We start from the raw sequence: 13011 nt of genomic DNA on the forward strand, positions 1-13011 counted from the left end.
GTTAGTCGACTTTCGCCTGCGGAGCGACGTCGGGTCGACGACTCAGGCCGCGCCCTCACCCAGATAAGCAAGCCACGACGGGTCGAGTTCCTTGGTGCTGGCGAGCAGGCGCCAGTGCGGGCCCTTGGGAGGCACCAACTGTGCGCGCATGGTCCACCCCAGCTCGGTGAGCAATTTGTCGGCTTTGCGATGGTTGCAGGGTGCACAGCATGCGACGCAGTTCTCCCATGAATGCTCTCCCCCGCGGCTCCGTGGGATGACATGGTCGACGGTCTCGGCCTTCGATCCGCAGTAGGCGCAGCGGAATCGGTCTCGATGCATCAGAGCCGCACGCGTCATCGGAACACGGGCGCGATAGGGAACCCGCACGAACGTCCGCAGGCGAATGACGGACGGAACCTGTACCGAGAAATCGGCCGAGCGGATGTACGGGCCCTCGGGATCGTCGTGGATGACGTCCGCCTTGTTGCACACCAGGAGCACGACGGCTCGGCGCATCGGAAGGGCCGTGAGAGGTTCGAACGTCGCGTTGAGCAGCAATACCCGCCGCTTGACCCACGCGGGCACGCTGTCGTCGACGACGGCGCCAGTGGGGCCGTCGGGAGGGACTACGTGTAAAGCATTCGCCCCTGATGCCCGTCGCCGCTGGTCTGCGGTCGCGTGGGCATCAGTGGGCGGGAGTTGTCGGTGGTGCTTGTTCTTCATGGGTGTTCTCCCAGGAGAGTCGGCGCCCGCGCATGGCTTGCGTGGAACACGAGAGACAGTGGAACACGAATCGGACCTGCGCGCACACCTCTTTTATGTTCAATGACCGTTGCGGATCGGTGAACTTCGAGCCAACGCCGAGGGCGTGCGCTGGGACGGTGGCGAGATTCGACGGTGTCCGTAGACTCTGCGAGTGTCTGTAATCGATCCGAATCCACGTCCCGACATCACCGCATTGGCACTCGACTCGCGAGCATTCGAATTGACCGACACCAGCCGAGACTGGCTGGTGGACAGGCCATTGCAGATTCTGGGTTACCTTCTGCTGGCCATCGTTCTCCGACTTGTCCTGCACAAACTGATCAACAGATTCACCCAGCGCAACGCCAGCGATTCCGCCAAGCCGCCGCTACTACTGCGGCCGTTGCGTGAGCGAGCGCCGACCACGCTGCAGGGCAGCATTCTTTCCGAGCGGCGCAGACAACGAGCCAAGACCATCGGGTCCGTTCTCAAGTCCGGCGTGTCGGTGGTCATCCTCGCGTGGTTCGTGCTGTCCGTACTGGACGTAGTGGGTGTCAACGTCACACCGTTCATCGCATCGGCGGGCATCGTCGGTGTCGCCCTCGGCTTCGGCGCACAGAATCTCGTCCGCGACTTCCTCTCGGGCATCTTCATGCTTCTCGAGGACCAATACGGGGTCGGTGACGTCGTCGATTTGGGTGAAGCCATCGGTACCGTGGAAAGCGTCGGCCTGCGCGTCACCACGGTCCGCGACGTCAACGGCACGGTCTGGTACTGCCGAAACGGCGAGGTTCTCCGCGTCGGCAACATGAGCCAGGGATTCGCTGTGGCTGTTCTCGACCTTCCCGTCGCGCACACCGCCAATCTCGACGAGGCATGCGAGGTCGCCGAGAAGGCAACTCTCGACGTAGTCGCGTCGGGCGACTTCGAAGACGATCTGATGGGTGCGCCGGACATGCTCGGCGTCAACGCGGTGAGCGCGGACACCGTGACCATTCGCATCACCGTCAAAACTCGTCCCGGTCGCCAGTGGGCGGTCCAGCGGCGCCTGCACCGCGAAATCCTGCAAGCGTTCGACGACGCAGGTATCAGGGCTCCTTACCCGGAAGGGCGACGGGGTGGAGTGCTTCCCGATCCCGCCAAGTAGCGATACTGGTACAGGACGGCAGGTTCATCACATCGAAGACGAGAGAAGCAGGCAATGACCGAACCGCAGCAGACGTTCTACGACGCGGTCGGCGGTGCGGACACCTTTCACAAGCTGACCGCCACCTTCTACGAGGAAGTTGCGAAGGACGAGATCGTCCGGCCGCTGTATCCGGAGGAAGACCTCGCCCCCGCCGAACGTCGTATGCGAATGTTTCTCGAGCAGTACTGGGGAGGGCCGCGTACGTACTCCGACGAACGCGGCCACCCGCGCTTGAGAATGCGGCACTCCCCGTTCCGAATCGGACCGATCGAACGCGACGCGTGGCTTCGGTGCATGCACATCGCCATTGCGTCGATCGAGCCTGCCGTGCTGGACGACGAGCGTCGCGCTCAGCTGGTCGACTACATGCAGATGGCCGCGGACTCCATGGTCAACTCGGCCATCTGACAGGCGTTGCATCCGAGATTCCGGCACCGAGACCGTTTCGCGCACCGAACCCGAACATCCGGCCCGTAGGGGGTTCGGGTCATCGTGGTCCCTGCGTCGAGACACCGTGTCCCGTTTGGCAGACTTGCCCCCTGTGACCGATCCGATGGGCCAAGCGTCCGAAGCCACATGGTGGAAAGACGCAATCTTCTACCAGATTTATCCACGGTCCTTCTCCGATTCCAACGGCGACGGCGTCGGCGATCTCGGCGGTGTGCGAGACAGACTGGGGTATCTCGAACTGCTCGGTGTCGACGCCATCTGGCTCAGCCCGGTGATGCGTTCGCCGATGGCAGACCACGGTTACGACGTCTCCGATCCCCGTGCCATCGATCCTCTGTTCGGCGACCTCGACGTCATGGATGCCTTGATCGCCGAAGCACACGGCCGCGACATCAAGGTCACCATGGACCTGGTTCCCAATCACACCAGTGACCAGCACCCGTGGTTCGTGGCCGCGCTGGAATCGACGCCGGGGAGTCCCGAACGTAGCCGCTACATTTTCCGCGACGGAAAGGGCGAGAACGGATCCGAGCCCCCCAACAACTGGCCGTCCATATTCGGCGGTCCTGCATGGACCCGTGTCGACTCCCCTGACGGCACCCCTGGCCAGTGGTACCTGCACATTTTTGCCACCGAACAACCCGATCTCAACTGGGACAACCCCGAGGTGTTCGAGGACCTGGCGAAGACGCTGCGGTTCTGGCTCGACCGCGGTATCGACGGATTTCGTATCGACGTCGCGCACGGGATGGCCAAGCCCGCCGAGTTGCGCGACATGAATCTCGACCTCAACGCATTGATGAAGAACGACGACGACGATCCTCGCTTCAACAACGATGCCGTGCACGAGATCCACCGCGGAATCCGCAAGGTCGTCGACGAGTACCCGAACAAGACCACGATCGGCGAGATCTGGGTTCAGGACAACGTCCGCTTCAGCGAGTACATCCGCCCCGACGAGTTGCACCTCGGCTTCAACTTTCGATTGGCCGAAGCGGATTTCGATGCGACCGCGATCAGGGACGCCGTGACGAACTCACTCGACGCGGTGGCACGAGTCGACGGAACACCGACGTGGACACTGTCCAACCACGATATCGAGCGCGAGGTGACTCGCTACGGCGGCGGAGCCCGCGGCACACAGCGCGCCCGCGCGATGATTCTCCTCGAATTGGCGCTGCCGGGAACGGTGTTCGTCTACAACGGAGCCGAATTGGGGCTTCCCAACGCCGATCTCCCCGACGACGTACTGCAGGACCCGGTGTGGGAGCGGTCCGGCCACGCCGAACGCGGCCGTGACGGATGCCGAGTTCCGCTCCCCTGGGAGGGCACCGAGCCGCCGTTCGGCTTCAGCTCGTCCCCTGCCACATGGCTACCGATTCCCGCGGAGTGGAGGTCGCTGACGGCCGAGGAGCAGCTCGAAGACGTCCATTCCATGCTCAGTCTCTACCGCGCCGCGTTCGAACTACGGGCATTGCGGCCGGAATTCACGGGGTCGGGTATCGACTGGTACGGAAGCCCTCCCGGTTGCCTGGCGTTCCGTCGACGCGGAGGCCTGATCTGCGCCTTGAACGCCACCGACGTGCCCATACCGCTGCCTCCCGGAGAGTTGTTGATGTCGAGCGCCCCGCTCGTCGACGGCATGTTGCCTGCAGATGCGGCAGCGTGGCTCGTCTGACGACGACATCTTCCGGTCTGCTCGCTGTTCTCGCCGCCGCGGCCCTGTTCGGGACGACGGGAACAGCGCAGGCACTCGGGTCGTCATGGGCCGGAGTCGATCTCGACCCGCTCGCGGTCGGAAGCATCCGCGTCGTACTGGCCGCTCTGCTGTTGGTTCCACTGGCTCGGCTCCGAGGCGAACTCGGACCGACATCGCGGGGCGGTGCGACCCGATTGCTCGTCGGCGGGGTCGGGGTCGCTCTCTACCAGGTCGGGTTCTTCACCGGAGTGCACAGCGCAGGTGTAGCTGCAGGCACCATGATCGCGCTCGGCTCTGGTCCTGCGTTCACCGGTGCGCTGCAATGGGCGCTCGATCGCACGCGTCCACGGCCGATCTGGTTTCTGTCGACGGGCCTCGCGGTGGCAGGAATGCTGCTGCTGGTCTCGGGCACAGACGCAGGCGAGGGCGCGAACATCACGGCGGGCGCTGTCGCGGCGCTCTCCGCCGGTTTCGGCTATTCCCTGTACACCGTCGCAGGTTCCAGAAGCATCGCTGCTGGGACACGCCCGGACGCCGCGATGGCGCAGATGTTCGCTGTCGGAGCCGTCATCTTGTTGCCGGTACTACTCGCTCGGTGGCCGGGCGGTCTCGATTCGGCCGCAGGCATCGGCGTCGCCCTCTATCTGGCTGCCGTCCCCACGGTGATCGCGTATCTTCTGTTCGCGATCGGCCTGCAGTCACTGCCACCTGCCACCGTTGCCACCCTGACCCTCGCAGAGCCTGTCGTGGCGGCACTGCTGGGCATCTTCGTACTGGGTGAGTCCCCGACGCTGCTGTCGGCCACCGGGATGGTCGTCGTCGCCGCGGCACTCGTACTGTTGTCGGTCGACATTCGACGTCAGGCTCACCGTTCGACGGTGAGCGACAACTGATTTCCGCGTCGGCCGAACACCGAGCCGAATCGGGCATCGAGCCGTAGCCACACCGCGGTGGCACGGACTCGTACGCGTTCGTCCGCGGAGATGCGCGACAGGTCGACATCCGCGGTCAACGGATCGTTCCCGGTCGATGGAACGAAACCCATTGCGGTGAGCGCGAACACCGTCCGCATGGCGATCGAGACGTCGCCGGTCCGCCCCTCTACGTGCAGCACCTCCTGGTCGAGAAGGGACACGGGAGGCCCGTGACTACTGCTGTGCTGCTTCGCCAACGCCGCACCGCGCTGCGCCAGGTCGATCAGGACCCGCGCAGGCACGTCGTCGACGTGCTCGAAACCGTGGTCCGGGGGCAACGCGCCCCGCCACGCCGAATCCATCGAGAACCCGGGATCGACCACACCACCGGTCGAGGACTCCAGCGCGGACAGCAGCTGATCCGCTGCCTGAGACGTGTCGTCGGGAACGATGCTGCCCTCCACCACTCGTACGGCCAGCGCCTCGAATCCCGTTGCGACCCAGACCGACAGACGTCCGTCGGCACGCATCCGGAGTCGTACGACAGCAGCGTCGTCGAGTCGAACTGCCTTCGCCAGAAACGCCGTCATGTTCTCGCGTTCCACGGCGTCGGAGATGGTCAGAACCCGCTCAAACACGCTTCCAGCTCTCGAGGTACTCGCGCTCGGGGTCGGTCAGCCTTCGGAGGCGCTGGGCGTCGATGTCGAACGCCGCGATCTGGGTGGACGCAACGATCGCAGCGGGCGTGTCCGGCGATTTACCCTTGGCGCGCACCTCGTATCCGACGACGAAGTCCACCGCTCGCACCTTGTCCACCCACATGAAGACGTCGAGTGGACCGTCCTCGTGCCGCAGCTGTCCGCGATACCGCACATGCAGGTCGGCGATCACTGCCCCGTGACGCAGATTCGCGGTAGGTCGCCCGTCCACGAGCAGCCACGGAATCCGAGCCTCTTCCAGCAGCGTCACCATCCTGGCGTGGTTGATGTGCTGGTAGACGTCCATGTCCGACCAGCGCACGTCGACACTCGTATGGAACCCGATCCGCGCGTTCGGCTCTCGTTGCTCGGACAAGTGGTCGTCGGGCACGCTCAATGGAATTCGTCCTTTGCGTTCTCGTGGGCGGATCGGGCAACGAAGTGGGTCACGGCACCATACTGCGTACCTGCCGAGCCGCCACCGACAGAGTCGCGAGATCGAGCGTTCCCGAATCCGCGATCTCGGCCAGTGCAACGCGCGCCCTGGCCAATCTCGACGAGTTGGTCGACTCCCACTCCGCGATCTTCTCGGAGACACTCTCGTGCGGTTCGCCGCCCAGCAGAACCTCCTTGGTGATGGCACGCAGTGACGAATACAGGTCGTCGCGCAATGCAAGACGAGCCAGGGAATGCCAGCGGTCACCCCGCGCGAGCGCGGACACCGAGGTCAGCAGCCAGTCGATCCCGATATGGGCATCGAGAGCGAAGTACAGCTCGGCGACGTCGGCAGGTTCGTGTTCGGTGATGTCCGCGACATCGATGATGTCGAGCAAGCAGAAAACGTCGAGCAGCCGATACACCTTCGCCGTGAGCTCGCGCGGGGCGCCGCGCTGAACCGCCGCATCGATTCGACTCTCCAGCTCCCGCGCTTGATGTCCGTCGATCCATCCGCCGACGAGCCCGTTCAATCGTGCGACCGTGCCTGCATACCTGCTGATCTCCGCTCCGACGGCGAGCGGCTGAGGCCGGTTCGTGAGAAGCCACCTCGCGACGCGGTCCAGCACGCGCCTCGATTCGAGCAACAGCTCGTTCGAGGATGCCGTCGGAATGGGGGCGGACCGGATCTCCTCCCACAGGTCGTCGAGACCGAAGATCGCCGATGCTGCGGCGAATGCCCGGACGGCGTCGGTACCCGTCGCGCCCGCGTCCTCGGCGAGCCGGTAGACGAAGGTGATTCCTCCTTGATCGACCGTCTCGTTCGTCAACGTCGTCGCAACGAGCTGACGACGAAGCGGATGCGAGGTGATGGCGCCGCGGTACGGCTCGCGCAGCGGTGCCGGGAAGTACTTCGGAAGCCTCGATGCGAACACATCGCTGTCGGGCAGTTCACTCGCCAACAGATCGCTCTCCAAGCCGAGCTTGACGTGTGCCATCAACGTGGCCAACTCCGGTGAGCTCAGACCGCGACCGTCCTGCTTACGGCGACGGATCTCCGCCTCGGTCGGCAGCGCCTCCAGCTCTCGATCGAGCCCGCGCCGAACGTGCAGGTCCTCGATCACCCGATGATGGACGGTGACGAGCGAGGGAGCGTCGAATCGCGACGTGCCCAGCAACTCGTTCTGCATGATGTTGTCCCACAACACGAGTCGGCCGACCTCATCGGTCATGGAGGCGAGCAGATCGTCACGATCGGCGCGGTCGAGCAGATCGTCCGCGATGGCCGATTCGAGCAGGATCTTGATGTTGACCTCGTGATCGGAGCAGTCGACCCCGGCCGAGTTGTCCACGGCGTCGGTGTTGATCCGCCCACCCGCCAGGTCGTACTCGATCCGGCCGAGTGCGGTGGCACCGAGGTTGCCGCCTTCGCCGACGACAGTCGCACGTAGTTCGTTGCCGTCGACCCGGACGGCATCGTTGGATTTGTCACCGACGTCGGAGTTCGACTCGGTCGACGCCTTGATGTAGGTACCGATTCCGCCGTTCCACAGCAGATCCGCCGGAGCGCGCAGTATCGCTCGCACCAGTTCCGGCGGAGACAACGCCGTCACCGAATCCTGAAGTCCGAGTGCCACTCGCGCGGGAGCGCTGATGGGGATCGACTTGACCGTCCGCTCCCATACGCCGCCGCCGTCGGAGATGATCGCCGACTCGTAGTCCGCCCAGGACGATCTCGGCATCGCGAACAGGCGCTCGCGCTCTGCATACGCCTTCGCCCGGTCGGGGTTCGGATCCAGGAACACATGCCGGTGATCGAATGCGGCCAGGAGCCCGATGTGCTTGCTCAGCAGCATGCCGTTGCCGAATACGTCCCCGCTCATGTCACCGACACCGATGACGGTGAAATCCTCTGCCTGAGTATCGATTCCGATCTCACGGAAGTGCCGCTTGACACTCTCCCATGCACCTTTGGCGGTGATACCCATCGCCTTGTGGTCGTATCCGGCCGAGCCGCCGGACGCGAAGGCGTCGCCGAGCCAGAAGCCGTACTCCCCGGCAACCTCGTTGGCAAGATCGGAGAACGTCGCCGTTCCCTTGTCTGCCGCGACGACGAGATAGGTATCGTCGCCGTCGCGCCTCACGACACGGGCAGGCGGAACTACGGACCCGCTGGCTCGGTCCAGGTTGTCCGTCACATCGAGCAGTCCGGCGATGAACGTGCGGTAGCAGGCCTGCCCCTCCTTCGCGGCCGCTGTGCGATCGACCACCGGATCGCCGGAGGAGGCAGGTGGCCGTTTGACCACGAATCCGCCTTTGGCCCCGACCGGCACGATGACCGCATTCTTGACCATCTGCGCCTTGGCAAGGCCGAGAATCTCGGTACGGAAGTCCTCGCGACGGTCGGACCACCGCAGTCCGCCTCTGGCCACCGCACCGAAACGCAGATGCACACCTTCGACCCGAGGTGAGTACACGAAGATCTCGAACTTGGGCTTCGGCTTGGGAAGCTCTGCGATTGCCTGCGGATCGAGCTTGAGCGACAAGAATTCTCGCGATGCACCTGCGGGGTCGACGACGTAGAAGTTTGTCCGAAGAGTGGCACGGATCAGCTCGAAGATCGATCGTAGAATCCGGTCCGCATCGAGGCTGATGACGCTGTCGATCAGCACTCGAAGTTCGGCGTCGTACTCGTCGGATCGATTGTCCGCCGGCCCGTCCGGGTCGAACTGCGATTCGAACAGCGCCACGAGGAGCCGCGCGGTCTTCGGATGCGCCAGCAGCACACCTTCGATGTTGAACTGACTGTACGGAAAGTTCGCTTGCCGCAGGTACTTCGCGTATGCCCGCAGTATCTGCGCTTGCCGCCAGTCCAGACCCGCCCGCATGACGAGTTCGTTGAAACGATCGGCCTCGGCGCGGCCCGCCCACACCGCGGTGAAAGCGTCGGTGAAGCGCAACTGCACGCGGGATTCGCGGTCGGCATCCCCTGCAGCCTGCAATTCCGAGTCGAGATCTCCGTCGATGGCCGCGCGCAGCATCTCACGAGACGCAGAGACACCGAAATCGTATATCCAGCACTGCATTCCGTCCGGCCGAACGACCGGGTACGGCCGCTCGTCGTCGACCTCGACGCCCAAGGACTGCAGAATCGGCAGCACCTGGCTGAGCGAGACCCCGCGACCGCCGATGTAGAGACTGAACCGCCAGCTGCCCACTTCGGAATCGACGTTGCGGTACAGCTGCATGTCGATCGCCCCATCGGTGAGCGCTTCGAAACGGGCTATGTCGGACACCGCACGATCGGGTCCGAAATCCTGCTTGTATGCCTCCGGCAGTGCTTCGGCGTACTTGGCCGTCACCAGCGGATCGGTGCCGTCGGTGCGCGCAACGGCCTCGGCGAGCGCGTCCTCCCACGTTCTGATCGTCTCGGCCAGAAGCGCCTCGATGTGTGCGACGTTGGCCGGGGACACATCGGCACCCGCCGCGGAGTCGTCGGGGTCACGTCGAACCGTGACGTGCAGAAGGGCGAGGTCCGACTCGGTGACACGGGCGGTGTAGTCGATACCGGAACCGTTCAGCTGCTGCAGCAGGCAGTTCTGCACCGCCAGACGCACGCGCGTCGTGTAGCGATCTCGCGGCAGGTACACGAGCGCAGAGACGAATGCACCGTGCGTGTCCTCGCGAAGGAACACTTTGACGCGGCGCCTGCGTCCGATCGCCATGACGGCGGTAGCCGTCTCGAACAGGGCCTCCTCGCTCGTGGCGAACAGCTCCGACCGCGGCATCGACTGAAGAACCTCGAGCATCGCCTGACCGGAGAAGGATCCGGGGTCGTAGCCTGCCCTGGCGATGATCGAACGCACGCGTCGTTCGATGACGGGAATATCGAGCACGTTCTCGTGCAACGCAGTCACCGTGAACACACCGACGAAGCGATGCACGCCGAGCCCCGGAGCCTCACGGTCGAACAATGTCACGAAGTACGGGTACACCGCCCGATGCACCCGGGCAGGGCTCGATCCCTGTGTGAGAGTGAGTACTTCGGCCGGTGCGTCGCCGACCTCCGGTTCGAGCGAAGTGTCGTGGCGCAGTACGCCGAGACCGTGGGTACTGTCGGTGCCCGCAGGTACGGACGTCTCGGTGCCGTACCAGCGATATCCGAGCAGTGTGTAATGGCCGTCGGCGAGCCACCGAAGCAAGTTGCCTGCATCGCGCAGCTCTTCGGCGTTGCCCTCGCCACGCTCGGCTGCCGCGTCGAGAAGAGTGCGTGCGACCGTGCTCTGGACCGCGCGCATCTCCTCGGTGTCCTCGACCACTTCGCGTACGTCGTTCAGCACGCCGGAGATCGAGTCCACGAGCACGTCCAGAGTCGCGGCGTCCACCGACGGCTTCAGCTGCAGGTGCATCCAGGATTCCCGGACGGTTCCGTCGACGACCGTTCCGTTGCCGGGTGCGACGTCGACCAGGTCGCCGTTCGAGTCCCGCGTCACGGACAGGATCGGATGCACGATCTCGGCGACCTCGACACCGAGTCGCGCCAGCTGCGACATCACCGACTCGACCAACAGGGGCATGTCGTCGGTGACGATCTGAAGGGCCAGGCCCGACGCGTGTGCGTCGGCCGATTCCGGGCGGTACAACCGAACTGCGGCGGCACCGGCAGCGCGCCGTGCTGCCAGGTGCAGATGGAGGCGGAACATCGAACGTTCGGGGTCGACCACCGTGCCCGCGAGGTTCTCGGTGTCGACGTGCGCGAAATACGCAGCTCGAGCCGCTGGCAGCGTGGTCACCAACTTCGCAGGCAGTTCGCTTGATCGGTCGATGTACGTTGTGCCAGCCGAGTTCGGCATGTGTGGAACCACTCCCTTGTGAGGATTCTTCAGCGACCTCGTCGTCGCCTCGCACCTACGAGCTTATCGCCGCGGCGGCCACCGCGAGGGGCGGGCGAATTCCTCCGATCCGGAAGATCCGGCATCGGCGAGGTGGTCCCACAAGACAAACTCGACGAGTACACAAGGGCCTGGCTGGAGAGCACGGGCCTGGCTGAGGGGTGAGAGCATGGCCGCGAGCGCGGCGAGGCCGACACGACCATGAGCAACTCCACAGTCGCGCACGACTATGCCGGCCGTCACGCCCAGGAAGCGGTACGACCTACAGGAGACACACCGCGACTGAGCGCGCCGCGCCTCCTGCAGGTCCTGCGCGAGTGATCAGTCCCTGGTCAACTTGCGGTGCGTGACCCGGTGCGGGCGCGCAGCGTCGGGTCCGAGCCGCTCGACCTTGTTGGCCTCGTAGCCTTCGAAGTTGCCCTCGTACCAGTACCAAGCAGCTTCGTTGTCGCCGAAGCCACCTTCCCAGGCCAGGATGTGCGTACATGTCCGGTCGAGGAACCACCGGTCGTGGGAGATCACCACGGCGCAGCCGGGGAACTCTTCGAGCGCGTTCTCGAGCGAACCGAGTGTTTCGACGTCCAAGTCGTTGGTCGGCTCATCGAGCAGGATCAGGTTGCCGCCCTGCTTGAGCGTCATCGCGAGGTTCAACCGGTTGCGCTCTCCACCGGAGAGAACACCTGCAGGCTTCTGCTGATCGTGCCCTTTGAATCCGAACGAGCTGATGTACGCGCGCGACGGGAACTCGGAGGAACCGACAGTGATGAAGTCGAGTCCGTCGGACACCGTCTCCCACACCGTCTTCTTCGGGTCGATGCCCGAACGGTTCTGGTCGACGTAGCTGAGCTTGACCGTCTGACCGATCTTCACCTCGCCGCCGTCCGGGTCCTCCAGGCCGACGATCGTCTTGAACAGCGTGGTCTTACCGACACCGTTGGGGCCGATCACGCCGACGATGCCGTTGCGCGGCAACGTGAACGAGAGATCCTTGATGAGCACTCGGCCGTCGAATCCCTTGTCGAGATTCTTGACCTCGACGACGATGTCGCCGAGACGCGGCGGATTCGGGATCTGGATCTCGTCGAAGTCCAACTTCCTGGTCTTCTCGGCCTCTGCAACCATCTCGTCGTAGCGTGCGAGACGAGACTTGCTCTTGGCCTGGCGTGCTTTGGCGCCGGAACGGACCCAGGCGAGCTCGTCCTTGAGCCGCTTCTGCAGCTTCTGGTCCTTCTTGCCCGAAACCTCGAGACGTTCGGCCTTCTTCTCCAGGTACGTCGAGTAGTTGCCCTCGTACGGGTACAGGTGTCCGCGGTCCACCTCGGCGATCCACTGTGCGACGTGGTCGAGGAAGTACCGGTCGTGAGTGACGGCGAGAATCGCGCCGGAGTACGCCGCGAGGTGCTGCTCGAGCCACAACACCGACTCGGCGTCGAGGTGGTTGGTCGGTTCGTCGAGCAAGAGCAGATCGGGCTTGCTCAGCAGCAGCTTGCAGAGCGCAACACGCCGCTTCTCACCACCGGAGAGGTTGGTGACACCCGACTCGGGCGGCGGGCAACGAAGCGCATCCATCGCCTGTTCGAGTTGGGAATCGATCTCCCAGGCATCGGCGTGGTCGAGCTTCTCCTGAAGCTCGCCCATCTCTTCCATGAGCGCGTCCGAATAATCGGTGGCCATCAACTCGGCGATCTCGTTGTACCGCTTGAGCTGCACCATCGTCTCACCGAGACCGTCCTCGACGTTCTCGCGAACGGTCTTGGCGTCGTCGAGGACCGGTTCCTGCATGAGGATGCCGACCGAAGCGCCGGGTGCAAGGAACGCTTCGCCGTTCCCGGGCTGATCGATCCCGGCCATGATCTTGAGGATGCTGGACTTGCCGGCGCCGTTGGGGCCGACGACGCCGATCTTCGCTCCTGGATAGAAGCTCATCGTGACGTCGTCGAGGATGACCTTGTCGCCGTGCGCCTTGCGCACCTTTTTCATGGTGTAGATGAATTCCGCCATGTGCGCC

Annotated in this window: 9 protein-coding genes; 4 read left to right on the forward strand and 5 right to left on the reverse strand. The window is 64.3% G+C overall.

Annotated features, from left to right (window positions below; all coding sequences use genetic code 11):
• Positions 1–42: 42 nt before the first annotated feature.
• Entirely contained in the window at positions 43–705 is a 663-nt protein-coding gene (locus RY1_RS05490) for an HNH endonuclease (RefSeq protein ID WP_174565332.1), read from the reverse strand.
• Between the two features lie 235 nt (positions 706–940).
• Between RY1_RS05490 and RY1_RS05495 the strand changes: the two genes are divergently transcribed.
• From RY1_RS05495 to RY1_RS05510, 4 genes are all read left to right on the forward strand, one after another.
• Complete coding sequence (locus tag RY1_RS05495) at positions 941–1873, forward strand: mechanosensitive ion channel family protein (protein WP_371829453.1); 933 nt, start codon at positions 941–943, stop codon at positions 1871–1873.
• A gap of 54 nt (positions 1874–1927) precedes the next feature.
• Positions 1928–2323 (forward strand): globin, encoded by a 396-nt coding sequence (locus RY1_RS05500; protein ID WP_072802520.1) that lies wholly within the window; start codon positions 1928–1930, stop codon positions 2321–2323.
• 145 nt (positions 2324–2468) lie between these two features.
• Entirely contained in the window at positions 2469–4043 is a 1575-nt protein-coding gene (locus RY1_RS05505; protein ID WP_072802691.1) for a glycoside hydrolase family 13 protein, read from the forward strand.
• The gene (locus RY1_RS05510; RefSeq protein WP_072802521.1) at positions 4031–4957 is read left to right on the forward strand and encodes an EamA family transporter; all 927 of its coding nucleotides are present in this window, start codon (positions 4031–4033) and stop codon (positions 4955–4957) included. The genes RY1_RS05505 and RY1_RS05510 overlap by 13 nt, the downstream gene beginning before the upstream one ends.
• Here the strand turns inward: RY1_RS05510 and RY1_RS05515 are convergent.
• The 4 genes from RY1_RS05515 to ettA all read right to left on the reverse strand — a co-directional run bounded on the left by RY1_RS05515 (position 4930) and on the right by ettA (position 13004).
• Positions 4930–5616 carry a DUF8010 domain-containing protein gene (locus RY1_RS05515; protein ID WP_072802522.1) on the reverse strand — a complete coding sequence of 229 codons (687 nt, stop codon included), beginning with the start codon at positions 5614–5616 and terminating at the stop codon, positions 4930–4932. The genes RY1_RS05510 and RY1_RS05515 overlap by 28 nt on opposite strands.
• Positions 5609–6073, reverse strand: coding sequence for an acyl-CoA thioesterase (locus tag RY1_RS05520; RefSeq protein WP_072802523.1), 465 nt, complete (start codon positions 6071–6073; stop codon positions 5609–5611). Before RY1_RS05520 ends, RY1_RS05515 begins: the two co-directional genes overlap by 8 nt.
• A gap of 49 nt (positions 6074–6122) precedes the next feature.
• Positions 6123–10964 carry an NAD-glutamate dehydrogenase gene (locus RY1_RS05525; RefSeq protein WP_072802524.1) on the reverse strand — a complete coding sequence of 1614 codons (4842 nt, stop codon included), beginning with the start codon at positions 10962–10964 and terminating at the stop codon, positions 6123–6125.
• Between the two features lie 360 nt (positions 10965–11324).
• Positions 11325–13004 carry an energy-dependent translational throttle protein EttA gene (gene ettA / locus RY1_RS05530; protein WP_072802692.1) on the reverse strand — a complete coding sequence of 560 codons (1680 nt, stop codon included), beginning with the start codon at positions 13002–13004 and terminating at the stop codon, positions 11325–11327.
• Positions 13005–13011 lie beyond the last annotated feature (7 nt).

Source organism: Rhodococcus yunnanensis NBRC 103083, assembly GCF_001895005.1.
Classification (GTDB): domain Bacteria; phylum Actinomycetota; class Actinomycetes; order Mycobacteriales; family Mycobacteriaceae; genus Rhodococcoides; species Rhodococcoides yunnanense.

What these genes read in the sequence shown, in the direction of transcription:
- ettA (WP_072802692.1), bottom strand. Translation starts at nt 13,004, where the DNA reads ATGGCGGAATTCATCTACACCATGAAAAAGGTGCGCAAGGCGCACGGC.
- RY1_RS05525 (WP_072802524.1), bottom strand. Translation starts at nt 10,964, where the DNA reads ATGCCGAACTCGGCTGGCACAACGTACATCGACCGATCAAGCGAACTG.
- RY1_RS05505 (WP_072802691.1), top strand. Translation starts at nt 2,469, where the DNA reads ATGGGCCAAGCGTCCGAAGCCACATGGTGGAAAGACGCAATCTTCTAC.
- RY1_RS05500 (WP_072802520.1), top strand. Translation starts at nt 1,928, where the DNA reads ATGACCGAACCGCAGCAGACGTTCTACGACGCGGTCGGCGGTGCGGAC.
- RY1_RS05490 (WP_174565332.1), bottom strand. Translation starts at nt 705, where the DNA reads ATGAAGAACAAGCACCACCGACAACTCCCGCCCACTGATGCCCACGCG.